Source organism: Yoonia sp. BS5-3 (assembly GCF_038069655.2).
Taxonomy (GTDB): Bacteria; Pseudomonadota; Alphaproteobacteria; order Rhodobacterales; family Rhodobacteraceae; genus Yoonia; species Yoonia phaeophyticola.
The window spans coordinates 2,437,273-2,458,645 of sequence record NZ_CP150951.2 but is presented as its reverse complement, the minus strand read 5'-3'; the positions used below and the strand labels follow the sequence as shown (position 1 = coordinate 2,458,645).

Below are 21,373 nucleotides of genomic sequence, written 5' to 3'. Positions count from 1 at the left end.
ATTCTGAGGAGAGATGGTGATGACAACCCAGCCGACGCTAGACACCTCGCCCCCTGTCTCGGACGAGGTCCGCAAAACCACCTGCTACATGTGCGCCTGCCGCTGCGGGATCAACGTGCATATGAAGGACGGGAAGGTCGCCTATATCGAAGGCAACAAAGACCACCCGGTCAATCAGGGGGTGCTTTGCGCCAAGGGTAGCGCGGGGATCATGCAGCACAACGCACCGTCGCGACTGCGCGCACCTTTGCGCCGGGTGGGGCCACGTGGGTCAGGCGAGTTTGAGGAAATCAGCTGGGAAGCCGCGCTAAAGCAAGCCACCGAATGGCTCAAACCCATCCGCGAAACGGCACCCGAAAAGCTGGCGTTTTTCACCGGGCGTGACCAATCGCAAAGCTTCACCAGCTTCTGGGCGCAGGGCTTTGGCACGCCCAACTATGCAGCTCACGGGGGGTTCTGCTCGGTCAATATGGCCGCCGCAGGCATCTACACGATGGGCGGGGCGTTTTGGGAATTCGGGCAACCCGATTGGGATCACACAAAGCTATTCATGCTGTTCGGCGTCGCCGAAGACCATGACAGCAACCCGATCAAAATCGGTATCGGCAAGCTAAAGGCGCGCGGCGCGCGGATGATCGGGGTCAACCCCATTCGCACCGGTTATAACGCGGTGGCCGATGATTGGGTCGGGATCACGCCTGGCACCGACGGTCTATTCATCCTTGCCCTGATCCACTGCCTGATGAGCGCTGGCAAGGTTGATTTGGACTATCTGGCGCGGTTCACAAATGCCTCAGTCTTGGTGAATGAAAACCCGGACTCTGAACAATTCGGCCTGTTCATCCAGGATGCGGACGGAAAACCGCAGGTCATTGACCGCCGGACCGGCACGCTTGCGCCATGGGATGGCGCTGGCGTCGAACCCGACCTCTCTGGCAGCTACGAGATGGGCGGCGTCACCCATCGCCCGGTGTTCCACCTGATGGCCGACCGCTATCTGTCCAAAGCCTACGCGCCCGAGGCAGTGGCCGACCGCTGCGGCATCCCTGCCACCCGCATTCGGGCCATCGCCGCCGATCTGGCCCGCGTTGCCTTTGACGAGGCGATTGAGCTGGATCGCGAATGGACCGACTTCCGCGGCAAGAAACACCCCAAGATGGTCGGACGCCCAGTCAGTTTTCACGCCATGCGCGGCATCTCGGCCCATTCCAACGGGTTTCAAACCTGCCGTGCCCTGCATGTGCTGCAAATCCTGCTTGGTTCGGTCGAAGTGCCCGGCGGTATGCGGTTCAAACCGCCCTACCCCAAACCTGCGACCGCCCACCCCAAGCCGCATGGCAAGGTCACGCCCGGCGCGCCCCTGGATGGGCCGCATCTGGGCTATACCCACGGGCCAGAAGACTTGCTGCTGAACGAAGACGGCACCCCAAAACGCATCGACAAAGCCTATTCCTGGGAAAACCCCATGTCCGCCCATGGGCTGATGCATATGGTGATCTCCAACGCGCATGCGGGCGATCCATATAAGATCGACACGCTCTTCCTGTATATGGCCAATATGTCCTGGAATTCGTCGATGAATGTCGGCGGCGTGCATAAGATGCTGACGGACAAGGATAAAAACGGCGACTATGTGATCCCGCATATCATTTATTCCGACGCCTATTCATCGGAAATGGTGGCCTATGCGGACCTGATCCTGCCCGACACGACCTATCTGGAACGGCACGATTGTATTAGCCTGCTCGACCGCCCGATCTGCGAAGCTGACGGCGTCGCCGACGCAATCCGCTGGCCGGTGGTCGAACCGGACCGGAACGTGCGCGGCTTTCAATCAGTACTCTGCGACCTGGGCGCACGGCTGAGATTGCCCGGCTTTGTAAACGAGGACGGCAGCCAGAAATACGCCGATTACGCCGATTACATCACCAACCATATCCGCCGCCCCGGCATCGGGCCTCTGGCGGGCTGGCGAGATGCCGATGGGGCGGGCCAGGGCCGCGGCACCGCGAACCAAGACCAATTGCAAACCTATATCGACAACGGCGGCTTCTGGCTGGAACATGTCCCGGAAGAGGCCGCCTATTACAAACCCTTCAACGCCGCCTATCAGGATTGGGCCGTGAAAATGGGGTTCTACGATGTGGTGCAACCCTATATTTTCCAGCTCTATGCCGAACCGCTGCGCAAATTCCAGGCCGCCGCCGAAGGGATCGGCAGCAGACAGCCTCCGGACCACCTGCGCGGGCAAATTCGGGTTACAATGGACCCGCTACCGATCTGGTACGCACCGTTTGAGGACGCGCATGTGGACCCGCATGAATACCCGATCCACGCGCTGACCCAGCGGCCAATGGCCATGTATCACAGCTGGGGGACACAAAACGCCTGGCTGCGGCAGATCCACGGGCATAACCCGCTTTATGTGCCTACAAAAATCTGGGAAGCGAACGGTTTTGAAGAAGGCGACTGGGCCAAGGTCAGCTCGGCCCATGGATCGATTGTCGTACCTGTGGCGCATCAGGCCAGCCTGAACGAAAACACGGTCTGGACCTGGAATGCCATCGGCAAACGCAAAGGCGCGTGGGCTCTGGAGGAAGGCGCGCCGGAGGCAACAAAAGGGTTCCTGCTCAATCACCTGATCCACGAGCTTTTGCCACCCAAGGGCGACGGGCTCCGCTGGGCCAACTCAGACCCGATCACCGGGCAAGCGGCCTGGTTTGATCTGCGGGTGAAGATCGAAAAATCGGAGGTGGCCAACGAATGCCAGCCCGCCATGCCGGCGATCAAATCCCCCGTCGAAAAAGGACCCGATAAACTGAAATGGCAGGTTGGAAAATGAGCAACAGCCAGGTCCTTCTGTTGATTGCCGCCTTCCTTGCGCTGACGATTGGCAGCTTTGTCTGGTATGTGGCGACCTGGGATGCGCGCGAGCAACAGGAAACCAGTTTCTTATTTCTTAAAATACTCCCGCCGGAGGCACCGGCATCAGCCACGAAAGCCAGGTCATGACCCAGCTCCCCCCGCCATCGGCCAAAAAACTTGGCCTTGTGATCGATTTGGATACCTGCGTGGGCTGCCATGCCTGCGTGGTTTCCTGCAAAGGGTGGAACACCGAAAACTACGGTGCGCCCCTGTCGGATCAGGACCCTTATGGCGCAAGTCCTTCGGGCACTTTCCTCAACCGCGTTCACTCCTATGAGGTCCAACCCGAGGCGGGGGCGGCCCAGCTCATCCATTTCCCCAAATCCTGCCTGCATTGCGAAGACGCGCCCTGCGTGACCGTCTGCCCGACCGGCGCCAGCTATAAGCGGGCTGAGGATGGGATCGTTTTGGTCAATGAAAGCGACTGCATCGGCTGCGGCCTTTGCGCCTGGGCCTGCCCTTACGGCGCGCGCGAGCTCGACGCGGCCGAAGGGGTGATGAAGAAATGCACCCTCTGCGTGGACCGCATCTACAACGAAAACCTGCCCGAAGAAGACCGGCAGCCTGCCTGCGTGCGCACCTGCCCTGCTGGCGCGCGGCATTTCGGGAATTTAGGTGACCCCAACAGCGATGTCAGCAAGCTGGTCAAGGAACGAGGCGGCTTTGATCTGATGCCGGAACAGGGCACCAAGCCGGTGAATAAATATCTGCCGCCACGACCGAAGGACGTCGAACCCCAGATCGATATCCTTGCCCCCTACCTTGAGCCCGTTGCCGAAGATGGGAAAGGTTTTGTGGTTTGGCTGGACAAGGCCCTCTCCGCCCTGCCAGGAGGCGCGAAGTAATGCACCCAGCACCCAGTGTGATCATCTTCAACACCTTTTCCGGCCTGGGCTTTGGCCTGTTGTTTTGGCTTGGCATTGGCGCGCTGGTGCCGACCGGGCTAAGCGCGTTTATCTGGTTTGCCATCGCCTATCTGTTCGCTGTTGGCGGTTTGATTGCATCCACCTTTCATCTGGGCCACCCCGAGCGGGCGCTCAAAGCCTTCACCCAATGGAAAACCAGTTGGCTCAGCCGCGAAGGGATCTGCGCCGTTTTCGCCCTGCTGGTGATGGCTCTTTATGGGGCGGGGCTGGTCTTTGGCGGGACACGGTTCGGCTTTGTCGGCTGGATTGGTGGTCTGGCATCCTTGGGCGTAGTGTTCACGACTTCGATGATTTACACGCAGATGAAGACCGTACCCCGCTGGCGCCATTGGACAACGCCTGCGATGTATCTGCTGCTGGCCATCAGCGGCGGCGCGCTATTGGGCGGACAGGTTAAGGTCGCATCGGTCCTGCTGCTTTGCGGCGGGATTTTGCAGCTTTATGCTTGGGGAACAGGCGATGGGCAGCTGGCAGGTTCGGACACCACAATCGGCTCTGCAACCGGGCTTGCGGGCATCGGACAGGTCCGCGCCTTTGAGCCGCCCCATACCGGCACCAATTACCTGATGCGCGAATTTATCTTTCAGGTGGGCCGTAAACATGCCGAGAATTTACGGATCATCGTGATCGCTCTGGCGTTTTTGCTACCCATCGTATTTTTGCTATTGCCGCATAACCATTTCTTTGCTGCGCTTGCCGTGCTCAGCCACATTGCAGGGGTTTTGGCCCTGCGATGGTTGTTTTTCGCGCAAGCCGAACATGTTGTTGGGCTTTACTACGGCAAGCGATAAGCGCTTTGGGGCGTTTAAACCCGGCTGACCTTTTGGATCACGTTGCCATCGCGCTTTTCCGCATGCCAACGCACCGGCGTTGCCCGCAGATTTGAAATCGCGGCCCCTTCCGGGGTCTTTTGCACATCGATCTGTAGAATGGTGCTAGTGGCGATTTTTTCATGCGCAAAGCCCCACAGAAGACTGCCAAGCGAATAGGCAATCGGCACCGTCCGGTCCCCCGCTTTGGTTTTGTAAAGCTGGATCGGCTGGGCAACATGCGGGTGGTGGCAAACGATAATATCAGCGCCAGATTCAGCCAGATCTTCTGCCGCCAATTGCTGCGCACGGCGGGGGAACAGCTCAAACTCATGCCCCCAATGCACAATCGCGATGATCAGATCACAGCCATTTTCCTGCGCATGCGTTATCTGCGCCTTGAGCAGCCCAAGATCGGGCGCTTGATGTTTTGACGTCAGCTTGGCCAGGTTCACGCCACGCTTTTCCCCCTCTGGCAGGCTGTGGCCATTCGTGCCAAAGGTGCAACTGGCCAGGCCCGTCTTCACCCCGTTTTTGTCCACTATCGTCGCCAGTTTTGATTGCGCGGGATCATCAAAAACGCCAACTGGCTGAATGCCATGCTTTTTCAAGGTAGCAAGGGTCGTCTCCATGCCCTCGACCCCCATGTCAAAGACGTGATTATTGGCCAGGTTCAGGACGTCAATGAACTTACCTTCATGGCTGGTCAGCGCCTCGAAATGGGCGGCAGAGGCGCATTCGGTAGGCGGCCCCGCATCGCCGATCACCTCATCAACGAGCGGCTGGGTCGTGACGGGCGATTCGTAGTTTCCGATAGAAAGATCAACATCAAACAGCAGATCTTTGATGTCTTCATAGACAACATCCTTGGCAGGTTCTGCCCTGTGGGTACGGATGATGTCGCCTGCAAAACTGATTGTCAGCGCCTTCGTTCCACCCTCCTGTGGCGGCGTTAATACGGCTTCGGCCTCGGTTAGAAAGCCTGACATATCCAGCTCTGTATCTGGAGACGTGATCGGGTTGTTCGACTTGTAGACCCAGTAGAGATTATCAAGCAGCCCCATCTCGGGCATATCGCTAGCCGCCCCTTTACGGGGTGTTTTCCAAAACCCAAAGACATCCGCCATTTTCATAACGGCCGACATGATCCCCTTTAGAACGGGATTGGAGATCGAGAGAGTTTCGAAAGGAAGATTGGGGAGTAATGACACCGGCGCAACTTTCATCTTAAAAACGCAGCAGCCCAAGGCCACGCGTCATTCAAACCATGCCGGAAGGATATCCGACAGCATCGCACCTTCAGGCGCTGCAGATCGTCGCGATGATCCTGACAAATGGTAAACAAGCTGTCAACGAAAGCCGAGGCAGCAGCCCAACCAATTGGCGCGGCTTCAAATTATTTTGCGCCTGCCAGGTGCAGGCACCTAGCCCCTGATCCGCTGCTCATTTTCGACGTCGAACAGGAATATGCGAGACGGTTCAATCGACAGCCCGACCCGCGCGCCCTCGACCGAACGTTGATCACCGCGCTCTTCTGCGACGATCCGCTCACCTGTGTCGGACATCAGATAGACATATGACACGCCGCCAAGGCTTTCGGTCAGATCAACGCTGTGGGTATCGCCATCAGGATCGACACGTAGATGTTCGGGACGCATCCCAACGATGACCTTTTTGCCATTATAAGCTGCGCCGATGACACCCTCGAAACGCGCGCCCGCGCCCGGCACCGTGACGGTGCCGCCATTTGCCACCCCTTCAAGAAAGTTCATTGCAGGCGAGCCAATGAAGCCTGCGACGAATTTATTGTCCGGGTCCCGATACAAATCCATCGGGGGGCCAACCTGTTCAATATTCCCAGCCCGCAGCACCACGATCTTGTCAGCCAAGGTCATCGCCTCAACCTGATCATGGGTCACGTAGATCATTGTGGCGCCGATTTCCTTATGCAGGCGCGCGATCTCAACCCGCATCTCGACCCGCAATTCGGCATCGAGATTTGACAGGGGTTCGTCGAACAAAAACACCTCGGGCCCGCGCACGATCGCACGGCCGATCGACACGCGCTGGCGTTGTCCGCCGGACAGGGCCGCTGGTTTACGGTCCAGATATTGCTCAAGCTTCAAAATGCGGGTGGCCTCGGCCACTTTTTCAGCAATCTCGGCCTTGGGATGGCCGTTCATTTTCAGGCCAAAGCCCATGTTATCTTTGACAGTCATATGCGGGTACAGCGCATAAGTCTGGAAAACCATGGCCACACCGCGCTCGGACGGGTCCATCCGGGTCACGTCGCGGGTGCCGATCTGCATGGACCCTTCGGTGGTTTCCTCCAGCCCCGCCACCATGCGCAGCAAGGTAGATTTGCCGCAGCCCGAAGGGCCGACAAAAACGCAGAATTCACCATCTTCGATCTGCAGATCAATACCGTGGATGACCTGCACCTCACCATAGCGCTTGATCACATTATTTAGCGTGACACCTGACATGGGTTAGATCCTTGTTTCTGCATTTGCGTTAAGATCGGGAAAGGTCCAGTTCTGCGCGGCCTGGGCAATTTTGCCCGTCGTTTGGCGCAGCACCGGGGCAAGACGTTCAAGACCGGCCAGATTGGTCCGGGCGGTTGTGCTTGTGACGGACACGGCACCCAGCACCCGACCCTGATCGGACAGAATCGGCATCGCGATGCAAATAATGCCCGGTTCATGCTCTTCGCGGTCAAAACTGTATCCGGCGGTGCGAATGGCGGACAGTTCTTCGCGCAGGCTGCTTTCGTCGCGCAAAGTGGTTTCGGTAAAGCCATGAAAGGATTGCTGGGAAATAATGTCATCTGCGATGGTCGGATCAAGGAACGCCAGCATCGCCTTGCCGACACCTGTGCAATAGGCGGGGCCCACTTTACCCGCCTGGCTAAACATCTTGATCGGCTCTGCCGCGTTGCGTTTGTCGATGTAAAGAACCTGCCCGCAGTCAAGCTGGGCCAGATGCACAGTTTCGCCCACCGCACGGCTAAGCGCATCAACATAGGGCCGGGCCATCGGGGCAAGGGTCGCTTGCTCCCACGCTGAATGGGCAAGGCGGACAAGGCGCAGCCCGGGCGTATAGGTCTGCCTGTCGGGATCATAAGACAACATCTGCTGATTGGTCAGTGTCTGCACGAATCGATAAAGCGTTGGCTTGGGAAATGCGGATTGGGCCAAAAGCTCGCTAAAACGCACAGGCCGCCCAAAAGCTGCGACCTGATCAAGCACTTCAAGCGCCTTCCCAACGGTGCCATCACCAGTAGCGCGCGTCATTGTTCCTCCCCTTTGCCCGTTCGGGCCTCGTCACCAAACACCCAGCTGATGCGGTCATGAGATATTGACAAGGGTAGCCGGTTCGCGGTTTAGTATCAACATCCAAAACCAAGTTTCAAATAATGAAACTTATTTGTGCCTTGGTTTACACATGGAAGCATCGAGGGAGGATACTATGCATTCCATTTTGAAGACGTCGCTTGCGGCGCTTGTTGCCGCTGGCATAAGCGCATCTGCGGCCCATGCCGAAGGGCATGCGCTGTCGGGTGATCTCGTTATTTTCTCGGACATGTCCAACCCTGCGCCGCGCGCGGTTATGGAAGGCATGGTTGAGCGTTTTGGCGAAATGCACCCGGATCTGAACATTGAACTGACGGTCATCGACCGCGAGGCTTACAAGACCCAAATCCGCAACTTCCTGACAGCCAACCCACCTGATGTGGCCAACTGGTACGCTGCCAACCGCATGCTGCCTTATGTCGAAGCCGGGCTGTTCGAAGATATCTCGGACCTGTGGGAAGGGCAGATCAGCGAAGAGCTGGCCTCAACCAAAGGCGCGCTGACCATCGACGATGCGCAATACGGTGTCCCTTATACCTATTACCAATGGGGCGTTTACTATCGCAAAGACATCTTCGACCAATATGGCCTGAGCGAGCCCACAACCTGGGAAGAAGAGCTGGCGAACTGCCAAACGCTGCTGGATAACGGGGTCAAATGCTACACGATCGGCACCAAATTCCTTTGGACCGCAGGCGGCTGGTTTGACTATCTGAACATGCGCACAAACGGCTATGACTTCCACGCGCGCCTGACCAATGGCGAAGAAAGCTGGCTGTCGGATGAAGTCCGGGCGACCTTTGCCAATTGGCAGCAATTGATCGAGATGGGCGCGTTTATCGATGACCATCAGACATATAGCTGGCAAGAGGCCCTGCCCTTCATGGTCAATGGCGAAGCAGCATCATATCTGATGGGTAACTTTGCGGTGGCGCCCATGCGCGAAGCCGGGCTGACCGATGAGCAGATTGATTTCTACCAATTCCCAGAAATCACGGCGGGCATCCCACGGGGCGAAGACGCACCAACGGATACGTTCCACATCCCATCAGGTGCCGCCAACAAGGAAGCCGCGCGCGAATTCCTGCGCTTTGTCGTCTCAGCGGATAACCAGACGCTGATCAACAATGGCGAGAACCTGGGCCAGTTGCCTGTGAACGCACTGTCATCGGTTGATGACGACAAGTTCCTGAACGAAGGCTTTGACATGCTGTCCAACAAGGCCCCTGGCGGGATTGCGCAGTTCTTTGACCGCGATGCACCTGCGGAAATGGCGGCTGTCGCTATGGAAGGCTTCCAGGAATTCATGGTCTTCCCGGATGCGCTGGAAGATGTGCTTGAGCGGCTCGAAGCAGCCCGCGAAGATATCTACTAAAACAATAGGGTGCGCATGGTTTGCGCACCCTCCCCCGCCCATCTGAAAGCGCCACAGGCGGCGTTTTCACATGCGCCCAACGGGAATGAGGACCTTATATGTCTATCTCCTCTGACAGCTCTGGCCGGCCCGCACGCGGTTGGTACAAGCGCAATGAGATCGCGATCACGCCTTGGCTGTTTCTGGCGCCCGGCGTGTTTTTCTTCCTCATCTACGTCATCGCCCCGATCTACCAAAGCTTCAGCCTGTCGCTTTATGACTGGAACGGTCTGGGCGATGTGGCGACCAATGGCACCTATGTGGGCATGGAAAATTACAACAAGCTGTTTGGCCTGAATGGGGAACGGGCGGACCGGAATTTCCAGATATCGCTTTGGAACAATCTCAAATGGCTCTTGCTTTATCTGCTGGCTATTCCGGGTGGGCTGTTTATTGCGCTGTTTCTCAATCAGACGGTGCGGGGCATACGGATTTATAAGTCCCTGTTTTTCTTTCCCTTTGTGATCAGCCAAGTTGTTGTGGGTCTGGTGTTCACATGGTTTTACCTGCCCGATGGCGGGCTGTTTACGGTGATCCTGGATTGGTTTGGGCTGGAAATCCGGGGCGGTGTGCTTGGCAACCGGACGGCAGCGACATACGGGATCATTGCCGCGGGGCTTTGGCCGCAAGCGGCCTATTGTATGATTCTCTACCTGACCGGGTTGAACGCGGTGGACCCTGAACAGGTCGAGGCCGCGCGGCTGGACGGGGCCAAAGGACGCAAAATGCTGTGGTATGTGATCCTTCCGCAGCTTAAACCTGCGACCTTTATTGCCTTTGTGGTAACCATCATCGGCGCGCTACGCAGCTTTGATCTGGTATCAATCATGACGGGGGGCGGGCCCTTTGGCTCAACCCGTGTGCTGTCATTTTATGTCTTTGAAAAATCACTCAGCGAACGCGGACTGCAATATGGCTATGCGGCGGCGATTGCGGTGGTGCTGTTCCTGATCATGCTCGTCTTTATCGCCTATTTCCTATGGTCGATGTACCAAGATGAAAAGGAGGCGCGCTGATGCCTGCTGCCCCTTGCAACGCCGTCCCGGACTTGATCCGGGACCTCAACGTCACTGCAAGCAAGAGGTCCCGGATCACGTCCGGGACGGTGGAGGCTTAACGATGTTTCCAACCCCCATCGAAAAATCCTCCCGCGGGGTGCAGATCGGATACCAAACCTTTCTGCCAATCGCGTTGATCTTATGGCTGCTCCCACTGATCGCAGTGATGGTCTTTTCGATCAAACCAGATGCCGATTTCACCAGCGGGAACTACTGGGGCGTGCCGTCATCCTTTGAGGCCGTGAACAATTATGGCCGGGTGTTCCTGGACAGTGACATGCCGCGCTATCTTTGGAACTCTGTTCTGATCACGGTCCCCACGGTCATTGGCACTGTGATCCTGGCGAGCATGACGGGATTTGCACTGGGCGTGTACCGGTTCAAAGGCAACCTGCTGATCTTTTTCATGTTCATCGCAGGCAACTTCGTGCCTTTCCAAATCCTGATGGTGCCTGTGCGCGACTTGACCGTCGATATGGGGCTCTACAACACCAAAACCGGGTTGGTGTTGTTTCACATCGCCTTCCAAACCGGCTTTGCCACGCTTTTCATGCGCAATTTCATCCGGGCCCTTCCGTTTCCGTTAATAGAAGCGGCCCGGGTCGAAGGCGTCGCCGAATGGCGCATCTTCTTATTCGTCGTGCTGCCCCTGATGAAACCCGCGCTGGCGGCGATGTCGGTACTGATCTTCACCTTTATCTGGAACGATTACTTTTGGGCGGTCGTGCTGACCCAAGGCCCCGAAAGCCAGCCTGTCACAGCCGGTATCACCAGCTTTAACGCGCAATATCGGGCCGCTTATCACCTGATGAGCGCGGGCGCGATTGTTGCAGCCCTCCCCCCGTCGCGATGTTTTTTCTGATGCAGAAGCATTTTATCGCGGGTCTGACCCTGGGGGCCGTGAAATAGACGATGACACGGACCTACCGCATTGACGATGGGCAGCAAACGCTTGTGCTTGCCGCCACAAACGACCGCCTGCCGCAAGTGATTTACTGGGGCGCTGCCCTGCCTGGCTCTGACGATCTGGATACGCTGCATGCGGCCTATGCCATTGATGTCACGGGCGGCATGCTGGATGAGAACCCCGACCTGTCCTTGTGCCCCGAAGCCACGCGCAGCTTTCCCGGCCAGCCCGGGCTGATTATCCGCGACAGTGATGGCACACCTTTGCTGCCCAAATTTCACTTTGCAGATGCCGCGCAAACGCACGACAGTCTGATGCTGTCCTACAGAGATACGGACAACAGGCTTGATCTGGCGTTTCGCTTTCGTACAGATAAGCAAACCCATGTCATCGAATGCCAAACGACGTTGAACGCTGATCGGCCCGTGCACCTGCATTGGCTGGCTGCCCCGGTCCTGCCCGGCCCGCAACATGCAGACGAAATGATCGACGTCTCGGGGCGGTGGTGCGGTGAATTCCAGCTGTCCCGCACAGGCTGGGCGCCGGGCATGCGCTACCGCGAAAACCGGACCGGACGGACCGGGCATGAACATTTCCCCGGCCTGATCATTCCCTGCCGCGGCGCGACCAATACCAAAGGCGAGGCCTACGCTTTTCACTACGGTTGGTCCGGCGGTCATAAGATGATCGCCGAAGAGCTGCAGGATGGCCGGCGCCAAATCCAATGGGGACATGCCGCCCGGATGGAAACCGAAGCCGCGCATGAATTCAAGACCGCTCCGCTTTACATCGTCTATTCCGGCACCGGGCTAAATGGCTGCGCCGTCGCCTTTCAGCGGCATTTGCGGGACCGGATCGTCACCTGGCCAAAGCCAAACGCCCCCCGCCCCGTGCATTACAACTGCTGGGAGGCCGTCTATTTCGACCATAAACTACCCGTCCTGTTTGATATTGCCGAACGCGCGTCCAAACTGGGGGCCGAACGCTTTGTGCTTGATGATGGTTGGTTTGGAAACCGGGATGATGATACGCGCAGCCTGTCCGATTGGACAGTCGATCCGCGCAAATACCCCGATGGGCTGCACCCGTTGATCGCACATGTGCACGGGCTTGGGATGACCTTCGGCCTGTGGTTTGAGCCTGAGATGATCAATGAAGATAGTGACATCCACAGGGCGCATCCAGACTGGGTGCTGGGCAGCGAAGATCAGACACTTGGCCGCCAGCAAAAGGCGCTGAACATGGCGCTGCCAGAGGTGCGCGACTATCTGTATGAACGAATGTCAGCAATCTTGAACGATCACCAGATTGATTACATCAAATGGGATCACAACCGGGTTCTGCCGATGCCGGATGCGGCACAAACCCGTGGATCCTATCGGCTTATTGACAGGTTGCGCGAGGCCTTTCCGCAGGTCGAAATCGAAAGCTGCGCATCGGGCGGCGGGCGCATCGATTTTGGCATTTTGCAACGCACCCAGCGGGTCTGGCTTTCTGACAGTAACGATGCGCTGGAACGGCTGCGCATCCAGCATGATGCCGCGCTTTTCCTGCCGCTTGTCGTCACCGGCAGCCATGTGGGCCCGCGCCATTGCCACACATCGGGGCGGCATCTGGATATCAGTTTTCGGGCCTGGGTTGCCGCGCAAAGACATATGGGCTTTGAGATGGACCCGCGCGAGCTGGACGATACCGAAACAGCCGTTCTGACAGAAGTCACGCGGTGGTGGAAACAAAACCGGGACTGGATGCAAACCGCCGATATCCTGCGGCTCGACAGTGCTGATCCTGCCATCCTAGCCGAGCAGCAATTGGCACAAGACAAGTCCCGCTTCGTCGTCTTTGCAGGCAAGGCCGCAACCAGCGCTCAGATCGCCCCGCGTCCCTTGCGGCTGACCGGGCTTGAGCCCGATGCGACCTACCGGATCAACCTTGCGAACCGCAATACGCTGCACCATCTTTCGCGTGGCACAACCGCTCTGAAGACGGACGAACTGGCATTGTCAGGCACCTATCTGATGCATCACGGGGTCACCCTGCCATGGTCATTCCCCGACCGGATGTGGGTCCTGGAAGGAGCCAGATTATGACGGCTATTCACCCCGATCTTGCAGGTGCATCCATCTTTGTTACCGGGGGTGCCAGCGGCATTGGCGCTGCGCTTGTCGCTGGATTTGTGGCGCAAGGGGCCAAGGTGGCCTTTGTGGATTTGCTGGACCCTGCAGATCAAGTCGCGACCTTGTCAGCGACGGCCACGCATCTGCCCATCGGGCTGCAATGCGATATCACCGACACAGGCGCGCTGGAACACGCAATGGATCAGGCAGTTGCCGCCCACGGCCCATTCAAAGCCGTGGTCAATAACGCCGCTAATGACCAACGCTACGCGCTCGAGGCCGTCACACCGGAAATCTGGGACGATGTGCAGGCGGTCAATCTGAAATCCTATTTCTTTTCAAGCCAATTGGCCGCCGCGCGCATGGGGCCAAACGGATCGATCGTCAACTACACGTCGATTTCCTACATGGTCGGAACCCCGTCGCTTATTCCCTATGCGACCGCCAATGCAGGGATTTCAGGGCTGACCCGGTCCTTGGCACGCGAACTTGGGGGCAAGGGCATGCGGGTAAACGCCATCGCACCAGGCTGGGTTTTGACTGAAAAACAGGAAAAGCTTTGGGCCACGCCCGAGGGGAAAGCAAATTTTCTCAAAACCCAATGCCTGCCCCGGCATATGCGGCCAGATGATCTTGTCGGACCAACACTTTTTCTGGCATCTGACGCCTCGGCGATGATGACAGGACAAACCATGGTGGTTGATGCAGGCGTGGTGACAACAGGATGAGCGGTGTAAAGGCAGATTGGATTGCGGTTGACTGGGGCACCAGCAACCTGCGCGCATGGGCCATGTCCGCCTCGGGCACAGTACTGGCTGAAGCGGCCTGCAACGAAGGGATGGGCAAGCTCACCATCCATGGTTTTGAACCAGCTCTGCTGAAACTGATCGGGGATTGGGTTGATGGCCCTGTGCAAGTGATCGCCTGCGGCATGATCGGATCACGCCAAGGCTGGGTTGAAGCCCCCTACGCAGCGGTGCCTTGCCCCGCCCTGCCAAACGGTCTGGTACAAGCACCGTCGTCCGATCCCAATTTGCAGGTTTTTGTGATCCCCGGGATCAAGCAAGCGACGCCGGCGGATGTGATGCGGGGCGAAGAAACGCAGATCGCAGGGTTTCTGGCGCGCAATCCCAATTGGGATGGTGTGATTTGCCTGCCCGGTACCCATACCAAATGGGTCCATATCAGCGCCGATGAGGTCGTCAGCTTCCAGACTTTCATGACCGGTGAATTGTTTGACACCATCAGCACGCAGACAATCCTGCGCCATTCGATCACAGGCGTTGAATGGGATGATGATGCGTTTCAAACCGGCCTGAGTGACGCCATGGCGCGCCCTGAACGGCTGGCTGCGCGCTTGTTTTCACTGCGCGCAGACGGGCTGTTGAATGACTTGCCTGACGGGGTCGCGCGGGCACGGCTGTCGGGGCTTTTGATCGGGGCTGAACTGGCATCGGCCAAACCCTATTGGCTGGGCCAGCAGATCGCCGTGATTGGCGAAGGGGCGTTATCGAAACTGTATGTTGATGCGCTGGCGGCGCAAGCCGCCCCGGCCACGCAGGTTCATGCTGGCCCTATCACTGTTGCCGGGCTAACAGCTGCCTATCGCCGCCTGAAAGGATAACCTGATGTCCCGTCCCCTGATCGCTATTCTACGTGGGCTCACCCCGCCGGAGGCCGCGCCAATGGCCGCAGCCCTCATCGATGCCGGGATCACCCGGATCGAAGTCCCGCTGAACTCGCCCGACCCGTTCGATAGTATCCGCAACATGGTCGATGCTTTCGGCGCAGAGGCGCTGATCGGTGCGGGCACTGTCCTTTCGGTCGAAGATGTGGGCCGGGTCGCACAAGCTGGCGGCAAACTGATTGTGTCCCCCAATTGCGACCAGCGCGTCATCGTCGCAACGAAAACGGCCGGAATGCAAAGCTGGCCGGGCGTCATGACCCCGACAGAATGCTTTGCGGCGCTCAAAGCCGGGGCGGATGGGTTGAAAATCTTTCCTGCCAGCCTGATCGGTCCAGATGGGGTCAAAGCCATCCGCGCGGTACTGCCAACAGGCACGCAAGTCTATGCCGTGGGCGGCGCTGGCGCCGACAATTTTGCCGATTGGATCGCGGCCAGCGCGGATGGATTTGGCATTGGCTCTGCGCTTTATAAACCCGGCCTTTCAGTGGCCGAGGTGACCGCCCGCGCCCGCGATATCGTCGCCGCCTATGATGAGGTCGCGTCATGATATTTGACCACACGCAATGCACTCTTGGCGAAGGACCGCTATGGCACCCGCAGCGCCAGGAATTGTTCTGGTTCGATATCCTGGGCCAAAAACTGCATCGCAAAGGGCAAGAATGGCAATTCGACACGTTCGTCAGCGCCGCAGGCTGGGTTGATGCGGACACATTGATGATCGCCTCCGCACGGGCGCTGCACCGCTTTGATCTGAATACCGGCGCGTTTGAGGATATCTGCGCGCTTGAGGCAGACAACCCTGTGACACGCTCAAACGACGGGCGTGCGGATCCACAGGGTGGTTTCTGGATCGGAACCATGGGGCTGAACCTCGAAGAGGGTGCCGGGGCGATTTATCGCTATTACAAAGGCGAGCTGCGCCAGCTGTTCCGCAACATCACGGTCTCTAACGCGATTTGCTTCGCCCCTGATCGCAGGACCGCCTATTTTACCGATACGCCCACGCAAAAGATCATGTGCATCGCCTTGGACAATGATGGCTGGCCCAGCGGCGTTGCCAGTTGCCATATTGACCTCAGCGACACTGATTTCCGCCCCGATGGCGCTGTCGTGGATCGGGATGGGAACCTGTGGAATGCGCAATGGGGGGCCGGGCGTGTCGCGGGCTACGGCCCTGATGGGCGCTTTGTCGAAGCCTTCAGTTTTCCGGCCGATCAAACCTCTTGCCCGGCCTTTGGCGGGGCGGATCTGAACCACCTTTACTGCACCAGCGCCGGTGTCGGGCTAAAGGGGGCAGATCAGGGCAAGACCTTTGAAATCGCTACAAACTATACGGGACAGGCCGAACATCGGGTTCAGCTTTAGCCCCGGAACGCAGGACGACAAATGAAACGTACACTTGGTGTTTGCTATTACCCCGAACACTGGCCCGAAGACATGTGGGCCAGTGATGCGGCACAGATGGTCGCAACCGGCCTGACCTGGGTGCGCATTGGTGAATTTGGGTGGTCGCGGATGGAACCGCAGCCCGGGAAATTCACCTGGGATTGGCTTGATAAGGCCATCGATGTGCTGGGCAACGCAGGTCTGAAAATCATCCTTGGCACGCCCACCGCGACCCCGCCGCGCTGGATGATCAACAAACATCCCGACATGCTAGCCGTTGATGCCGAAGGGCGACCGCGCAAATTCGGCTCGCGCCGGCATTATGATTTCAGTCATCAAGGCTACCGGGAGGAATGCCGCCGGATTGCGCGTCTGATGGGTGAACGCTATGGGCAAAACCCGCATATCGCGGCCTGGCAGATCGATAATGAATATGATTGCCACGATACGACGCTCAGCTATTCGGACACCGCGCGGCGCGGGTTTCAGGATTGGCTGGCCCAGCGTTACCAATCCACAGATGCGCTGAACCGGGCTTGGGGCAATGTATTCTGGTCCATGGAGTACGATGATTTTGACCAGATCGACCTGCCAAATCTGACCGTGACCGAACCGAACCACCCGCATGTGCTGGCGTTTCGGCGCTATAGCTCGGATCAGGTTGTGGCGTTTAACAAGGTGCAAGTGGACGTATTGCGCCAACATACTGATGCAGCTTTGATCCATAACTATATGGGGCGCATCACAAGTTTCGACCACTGGAAGGTCGGTGCCGATCTGGATATTGCTTCTTGGGATAGTTACCCAATTGGCTTCCTATCGGACAGGTTGGAAGGTGACACGGCGTTCAAGCAGGCCTATCTGCGGCAAGGACACCCAGACATGCAGGCCTTTCACCACGATCTTTATCGCGCTGTTGGTAAGGGGCGGATGTGGGTGATGGAACAGCAGCCCGGGCCCGTGAACTGGGCCCCCTATAACCCCGCGCCCCTGCCCGGCATGGCACGGCTTTGGGCGTGGGAGGCCTTTGCCCATGGCGCCGAAACTGTCTGCTATTTCCGGTGGCGGCAGGCGCCCTTTGCACAAGAGCAAATGCATGCCGGATTGCTGCGGCCCGACAGCGCGCCCGCGCCCGCTTTGGCCGAAGCAAGCCAAGTGGCCGAAGAAATTGACGCCCTGCCCCCAAGCGGCACAGCGCAGGCAAAAGCCGCCCTGATCTTTGACTATGAAAGTGCCTGGGGCTGGGATGCCCAACCACAAGGTGCGGATTTCGACATGTTCCGACTCGCCTTTGCCACTTACGGCGCACTGCGCAGGGCGGGATTGAACGTGGATATCCTGCCGCCCGACACCACGGATCTTGGCGCGTATAAGCTGGTAATGGCCCCAGGCCTGATGACGCTATCTGCAGCGCTGCGACAAGCTTTGTCCGATTTCGAAGGGATCGCCCTGCTTGGTCCCCGGACCGATACAAAAACGGATGAATTGGCAATTCCCATTCCCATGGGTCCTGACCTGCCCGGCTGCGACATCACTGTCGCACTCACCGAAAGCATTCCGCCGCAGGATCAGGTAGCGCTCGAAAATGGGGGCTGTTTTCGACATTGGTTCGAACATCTCGAAGGGGATGCGCCCGTGCATCTGCGCAGCGCATCCGGGCAACCGGCAATCATGGGCAGCGCAAATATCCGCTATCTTGCCGGATGGCCCGATGACGCAACATTTGATCAGATCATTGCGGGGCTCTGCGCCGCATGCGACCTGCCAGTTTTGCCACTGCCCGAAGGTCTGCGCATCCGCGATACCGACACGCACCGTTTCGTCTTTAACTATGCCGCCCATACACAAATGTGGAACGGCACCGAAATCCCCGCAGCTGGCGTCTATTGGGAGCCGCTCACATGACCTTGTTTGGGAAAACCCAAGACGGCCAAGATGTGCATGTCATCACACTGCGCGCAGGCGACATCCGTGTAAATGTGCTGACATGGGGCGCGGCAATCCAAGACGTGCGGATCGATGGCGTGGATCGGTCGCTGACGCTTGGGTCAGACAAGCTGCAGGATTATGAAGGGACAATGGGCCACCATGGCACGTTAATCGGCCCTATCGCGAACCGGATTAGCACTGCGCGGGTGCGGCTTGATGGGATGATGTTTGAGCTTGAACGAAACCAAGACGGGCGCATCCATCTGCATTCAGGTGCGGATGCCACGCATCGCCAGGTCTGGAAGCTACGTGATCAAAGTGCCGACCGGGTCACCCTGACATTGGATCTGGCCGACGGTGCCTGCGGCTTGCCGGGCAACCGGCAGATCGATGTGACCTATCGTGTCAGCGCGCCCGCGACGCTGACCATGGAGGTCACAGGCACGACGGATAGCAAAACCTGCATGAATTTCGCCAATCACAGCTATTGGAACCTTGACGGCGGCGACAGCTATACCGGGCATCATCTGCAGATAAACGCAGATCACTATCTGCCCATCACGGATGATGCCTGCCCCACGGGCGAAATTGCCGCAGTTGATGGGACCCCCATGGACTTTCGGCAAGGGCAGCGGTTGGGGCCGGATCAACCAGCGCTTGACCACAACTTTTGCCTGTCCGACGCACAATGCGACCTGCGCGACGTGCTGCATTTAACAGGACAATCAGGGATCACGATGCGTCTGGGCACAACGCAAGCTGGCCTGCAAATCTATGATGGACGCGGCGCGCGGCGACCCGGCCGGCCCACATATGAAGGGCTCGCGATTGAGGCGCAGGATTGGCCCGATGCCCCAAATAACCCGGCATTTCCCTCAATCATCATCACACCTGAAAAACCCTATCGCCAAATGACGCGCTGGTCATTCCAACGATAAGGGGTCCTAGCTGCCGCGATATGTGGAAAAGCTGAAGGGAGAGACCAGCAAGGGCACATGGTAATGCGAGGCCGGATCATTGATGCCAAAACGGATCGGAATCTCGTCTAGAAAGACGGGTGCCTCGCTGCGACCAAAATACGCACCTGCGTGAAACAGCAGCTCATAGCGGCCCACAGCGAAATCGGCAGTGGGCAGAATGGGCTGATCCGTGCGTCCATCATCGTTGGTGATCATTGTGGCAATCAACGCCCGTGTTTCGCCCGCAAGACGGTATAAATCAACACGCATACCCGCCGCAGGCAGCCCGCTGGCTGTGTCTAAAACATGGGTTGTCAGAAATCCGCTCATGCCGTCTCCTTTGATCTCATGGCTTATCTTTCGGAATTCCTGCGGGATGTCACCCCGTTTTTGGGGACATGAAGGCCGCCGAGTACCCGCGATGCGCTGTCGCACCCCCTGTCCAGATGGCCATGAGAGGACTAGTTCTTCCAGTAAGAAGCTGAAATGACGGCTTTAAGAGAAGAGGTTTAAAATGGAGACACTGCTTCTATCCCGCATACAATTTGCTGCGAATATCTCGTTTCACATCCTGTTCCCCACGATAACGATCGCTTTGGGCTGGGTGCTTCTTTACTTCAAACTGCGCTATAACCGTTCAAAAGAAGACAGATGGATGGAGGCCTATCGCTTTTGGGTCAAAATCTTTGCGCTGTCTTTTGCGATGGGGGTCGTATCCGGGATCACCATGTCCTTCCAATTCGGGACAAACTGGCCGGGCTTCATGGAAACGGTTGGTAATATCGCCGGACCATTGCTGGCCTACGAAATTATGACCGCGTTTTTCCTTGAGGCTGTGTTCCTCGGAATCATGCTATTCGGGTTCAGCCGTGTGCCGAACTGGCTACATACTGTGGCGACATTCCTTGTGGCCTTCGGCACAATGATGTCGGCCTTCTGGATCATCGTGCTGAACTCTTGGATGCATACGCCACAAGGGTATGAAATGATCGACGGCGTGGCATATGCGACAGACTGGTCCGCGATTATCTTTAACCCATCAATGCCCTACCGCTTTGCGCATATGGTGCTGGCCAGCTTCTTGACCGTCAGCTTCTTGATTGCAGGCGTCAGCGCATTCCGCTGGTTGATTGGCGGGCGTACCGAAGGGGTGCGGGTCGCCTTGCGGACAGCTGTCTTTGCTGCCGCATTGCTGATCCCTGTCCAAATCTTTGTGGGCGATATGCACGGGCTGAATACGAAGGAATACCAGCCCGCAAAGGTCGCCGCGATGGAAGGCAATTGGGAAACACAAGCAGGCGTGCCGCTGGTCCTATTCGCACTGCCCGACGAAGAAGCACGGGAAAACCGGTTCGAAATTGCCATTCCCAAGCTGGCCTCGTTCATCCTGACCCATGATTGGAACGGAACCGTTCAGGGGCTCAATGACTTTGTCACCGAAGATGGCGAGGTGCTGCATCCGCGCGTGGCCCCTGTTTTTTGGTCGTTCCGGGTGATGGTCGGGACAGGTCTGTTGATGCTGCTTATCAGCTGGTCCGCCAGCTATCTTATCCTGCGCAAACGGCGGGGGGTAGAAGGGCTGCCCAAACCAATGCTTTACGCACTCGTCGGGATGAGCTTCAGCGGATGGCTCGCGACCCTTGCAGGCTGGTACACAACCGAAATCGGACGACAGCCCTGGCTGGTTCACGGCGTAATGACAACCAAGGAAGCAGTGGCTGACGTGCCTGCACCATTGGTACTGTCTTCACTTCTGGCCTATCTGGCGATCTACGTCATACTGCTCGCAGCCTATATCTATGTGATCTTCTTTCTGGCGCGGCGGATGTCGCGGGGGGAAAGGATTGACCCGAAAATCATCGGTCCTGCGGCTGCCAAACGGCACGAAATTCCGGCGGAGTAA

The 21,373-nt window shown here is 57.7% G+C and carries 18 protein-coding genes and 1 pseudogene; 15 read left to right on the top strand and 4 right to left on the bottom strand.

Going from position 1 to position 21,373, the window contains the following annotated elements:
* Positions 1 to 19 precede the first annotated feature (19 nt).
* Genes AABB29_RS12435 through AABB29_RS12420 form a run of 4 tightly spaced genes read left to right on the top strand, consistent with a single transcriptional unit; the run spans position 20 to position 4,642 of the window.
* The gene (locus AABB29_RS12435) at positions 20 to 2,842 is read left to right on the top strand and encodes a molybdopterin oxidoreductase family protein (RefSeq protein ID WP_341366610.1); all 2,823 of its coding nucleotides are present in this window, start codon (positions 20 to 22) and stop codon (positions 2,840 to 2,842) included.
* Positions 2,839 to 3,012, top strand: a complete 174-nt coding sequence (locus AABB29_RS12430) for a hypothetical protein (protein ID WP_341366611.1) — start codon at positions 2,839 to 2,841, stop codon at positions 3,010 to 3,012. The genes AABB29_RS12435 and AABB29_RS12430 overlap by 4 nt, the downstream gene beginning before the upstream one ends.
* On the top strand, positions 3,009 to 3,770 hold the full coding sequence (locus tag AABB29_RS12425) for a 4Fe-4S dicluster domain-containing protein (RefSeq protein ID WP_373636540.1): 762 nt from the start codon (positions 3,009 to 3,011) through the stop codon (positions 3,768 to 3,770). The genes AABB29_RS12430 and AABB29_RS12425 overlap by 4 nt, the downstream gene beginning before the upstream one ends.
* A complete protein-coding gene (locus AABB29_RS12420; protein WP_341366613.1) occupies positions 3,770 to 4,642 on the top strand; it encodes a DmsC/YnfH family molybdoenzyme membrane anchor subunit in 873 nt (290 codons plus the stop codon). Before AABB29_RS12425 ends, AABB29_RS12420 begins: the two co-directional genes overlap by 1 nt.
* A 14-nt stretch (positions 4,643 to 4,656) precedes the next feature.
* Here AABB29_RS12420 and AABB29_RS12415 read toward each other — a convergent pair whose 3' ends face one another.
* The 3 genes from AABB29_RS12415 to AABB29_RS12405 all read right to left on the bottom strand — a co-directional run bounded on the left by AABB29_RS12415 (position 4,657) and on the right by AABB29_RS12405 (position 7,953).
* Complete coding sequence (locus AABB29_RS12415) at positions 4,657 to 5,805, bottom strand: CapA family protein (RefSeq protein WP_341366614.1); 1,149 nt, start codon at positions 5,803 to 5,805, stop codon at positions 4,657 to 4,659.
* Positions 5,806 to 6,084: 279 nt separating this feature from the next.
* Positions 6,085 to 7,146 (bottom strand): sn-glycerol-3-phosphate ABC transporter ATP-binding protein UgpC, encoded by a 1,062-nt coding sequence (locus AABB29_RS12410; RefSeq protein ID WP_341366615.1) that lies wholly within the window; start codon positions 7,144 to 7,146, stop codon positions 6,085 to 6,087.
* 3 nt (positions 7,147 to 7,149) lie between these two features.
* Positions 7,150 to 7,953, bottom strand: coding sequence for an IclR family transcriptional regulator (locus AABB29_RS12405; protein ID WP_341366616.1), 804 nt, complete (start codon positions 7,951 to 7,953; stop codon positions 7,150 to 7,152).
* A 175-nt stretch (positions 7,954 to 8,128) separates the two neighbouring features.
* On the opposite strand from AABB29_RS12405, the gene AABB29_RS12400 reads away from it, so the two are divergent.
* The 10 genes and pseudogenes from AABB29_RS12400 to AABB29_RS12355 all read left to right on the top strand — a co-directional run bounded on the left by AABB29_RS12400 (position 8,129) and on the right by AABB29_RS12355 (position 19,449).
* A complete protein-coding gene (locus tag AABB29_RS12400) occupies positions 8,129 to 9,388 on the top strand; it encodes an ABC transporter substrate-binding protein (protein WP_341366617.1) in 1,260 nt (419 codons plus the stop codon).
* 98 nt (positions 9,389 to 9,486) lie between these two features.
* Positions 9,487 to 10,443: a sugar ABC transporter permease gene (locus tag AABB29_RS12395; protein ID WP_341366618.1), complete on the top strand. Its 957-nt coding sequence runs from the start codon at positions 9,487 to 9,489 to the stop codon at positions 10,441 to 10,443.
* A gap of 103 nt (positions 10,444 to 10,546) precedes the next feature.
* Positions 10,547 to 11,394 (top strand): annotated as a pseudogene (locus AABB29_RS12390) (carbohydrate ABC transporter permease).
* 3 nt (positions 11,395 to 11,397) lie between these two features.
* On the top strand, positions 11,398 to 13,482 hold the full coding sequence (locus tag AABB29_RS12385) for an alpha-galactosidase (RefSeq protein ID WP_341366619.1): 2,085 nt from the start codon (positions 11,398 to 11,400) through the stop codon (positions 13,480 to 13,482).
* Positions 13,479 to 14,237, top strand: a complete 759-nt coding sequence (locus AABB29_RS12380; RefSeq protein ID WP_341366620.1) for an SDR family oxidoreductase — start codon at positions 13,479 to 13,481, stop codon at positions 14,235 to 14,237. The genes AABB29_RS12385 and AABB29_RS12380 overlap by 4 nt, the downstream gene beginning before the upstream one ends.
* Positions 14,234 to 15,133, top strand: a complete 900-nt coding sequence (locus AABB29_RS12375) for a 2-dehydro-3-deoxygalactonokinase (protein ID WP_373636539.1) — start codon at positions 14,234 to 14,236, stop codon at positions 15,131 to 15,133. Before AABB29_RS12380 ends, AABB29_RS12375 begins: the two co-directional genes overlap by 4 nt.
* 4 nt (positions 15,134 to 15,137) lie before the next feature.
* Entirely contained in the window at positions 15,138 to 15,743 is a 606-nt protein-coding gene (locus tag AABB29_RS12370; protein ID WP_341366621.1) for a 2-dehydro-3-deoxy-6-phosphogalactonate aldolase, read from the top strand.
* Positions 15,740 to 16,561, top strand: a complete 822-nt coding sequence (locus tag AABB29_RS12365) for an SMP-30/gluconolactonase/LRE family protein (RefSeq protein WP_341366622.1) — start codon at positions 15,740 to 15,742, stop codon at positions 16,559 to 16,561. Before AABB29_RS12370 ends, AABB29_RS12365 begins: the two co-directional genes overlap by 4 nt.
* A gap of 21 nt (positions 16,562 to 16,582) precedes the next feature.
* A complete protein-coding gene (locus AABB29_RS12360; protein WP_341366623.1) occupies positions 16,583 to 18,487 on the top strand; it encodes a beta-galactosidase in 1,905 nt (634 codons plus the stop codon).
* The gene (locus AABB29_RS12355) at positions 18,484 to 19,449 is read left to right on the top strand and encodes an aldose epimerase family protein (RefSeq protein ID WP_341366624.1); all 966 of its coding nucleotides are present in this window, start codon (positions 18,484 to 18,486) and stop codon (positions 19,447 to 19,449) included. The genes AABB29_RS12360 and AABB29_RS12355 overlap by 4 nt, the downstream gene beginning before the upstream one ends.
* Positions 19,450 to 19,455: 6 nt before the next feature.
* Here the strand turns inward: AABB29_RS12355 and uraH are convergent, their stop codons facing one another.
* Entirely contained in the window at positions 19,456 to 19,800 is a 345-nt protein-coding gene (uraH, locus tag AABB29_RS12350) for a hydroxyisourate hydrolase (RefSeq protein ID WP_341366625.1), read from the bottom strand.
* A 184-nt stretch (positions 19,801 to 19,984) separates the two neighbouring features.
* Between uraH and AABB29_RS12345 the strand changes: the two genes are divergently transcribed.
* Positions 19,985 to 21,373, top strand: coding sequence for a cytochrome ubiquinol oxidase subunit I (locus AABB29_RS12345; RefSeq protein ID WP_373636538.1), 1,389 nt, complete (start codon positions 19,985 to 19,987; stop codon positions 21,371 to 21,373).

What these genes read in the sequence shown, in the direction of transcription:
- AABB29_RS12435 (WP_341366610.1), top strand. Translation starts at nt 20, where the DNA reads ATGACAACCCAGCCGACGCTAGACACCTCGCCCCCTGTCTCGGACGAG.
- AABB29_RS12430 (WP_341366611.1), top strand. Translation starts at nt 2,839, where the DNA reads ATGAGCAACAGCCAGGTCCTTCTGTTGATTGCCGCCTTCCTTGCGCTG.
- AABB29_RS12425 (WP_373636540.1), top strand. Translation starts at nt 3,009, where the DNA reads ATGACCCAGCTCCCCCCGCCATCGGCCAAAAAACTTGGCCTTGTGATC.
- AABB29_RS12420 (WP_341366613.1), top strand. Translation starts at nt 3,770, where the DNA reads ATGCACCCAGCACCCAGTGTGATCATCTTCAACACCTTTTCCGGCCTG.
- AABB29_RS12415 (WP_341366614.1), bottom strand. Translation starts at nt 5,805, where the DNA reads ATGTCGGCCGTTATGAAAATGGCGGATGTCTTTGGGTTTTGGAAAACA.
- AABB29_RS12410 (WP_341366615.1), bottom strand. Translation starts at nt 7,146, where the DNA reads ATGTCAGGTGTCACGCTAAATAATGTGATCAAGCGCTATGGTGAGGTG.
- AABB29_RS12405 (WP_341366616.1), bottom strand. Translation starts at nt 7,953, where the DNA reads ATGACGCGCGCTACTGGTGATGGCACCGTTGGGAAGGCGCTTGAAGTG.
- AABB29_RS12400 (WP_341366617.1), top strand. Translation starts at nt 8,129, where the DNA reads ATGCATTCCATTTTGAAGACGTCGCTTGCGGCGCTTGTTGCCGCTGGC.
- AABB29_RS12395 (WP_341366618.1), top strand. Translation starts at nt 9,487, where the DNA reads ATGTCTATCTCCTCTGACAGCTCTGGCCGGCCCGCACGCGGTTGGTAC.
- AABB29_RS12385 (WP_341366619.1), top strand. Translation starts at nt 11,398, where the DNA reads ATGACACGGACCTACCGCATTGACGATGGGCAGCAAACGCTTGTGCTT.
- AABB29_RS12380 (WP_341366620.1), top strand. Translation starts at nt 13,479, where the DNA reads ATGACGGCTATTCACCCCGATCTTGCAGGTGCATCCATCTTTGTTACC.
- AABB29_RS12375 (WP_373636539.1), top strand. Translation starts at nt 14,234, where the DNA reads ATGAGCGGTGTAAAGGCAGATTGGATTGCGGTTGACTGGGGCACCAGC.
- AABB29_RS12370 (WP_341366621.1), top strand. Translation starts at nt 15,138, where the DNA reads ATGTCCCGTCCCCTGATCGCTATTCTACGTGGGCTCACCCCGCCGGAG.
- AABB29_RS12365 (WP_341366622.1), top strand. Translation starts at nt 15,740, where the DNA reads ATGATATTTGACCACACGCAATGCACTCTTGGCGAAGGACCGCTATGG.
- AABB29_RS12360 (WP_341366623.1), top strand. Translation starts at nt 16,583, where the DNA reads ATGAAACGTACACTTGGTGTTTGCTATTACCCCGAACACTGGCCCGAA.
- AABB29_RS12355 (WP_341366624.1), top strand. Translation starts at nt 18,484, where the DNA reads ATGACCTTGTTTGGGAAAACCCAAGACGGCCAAGATGTGCATGTCATC.
- uraH (WP_341366625.1), bottom strand. Translation starts at nt 19,800, where the DNA reads ATGAGCGGATTTCTGACAACCCATGTTTTAGACACAGCCAGCGGGCTG.
- AABB29_RS12345 (WP_373636538.1), top strand. Translation starts at nt 19,985, where the DNA reads ATGGAGACACTGCTTCTATCCCGCATACAATTTGCTGCGAATATCTCG.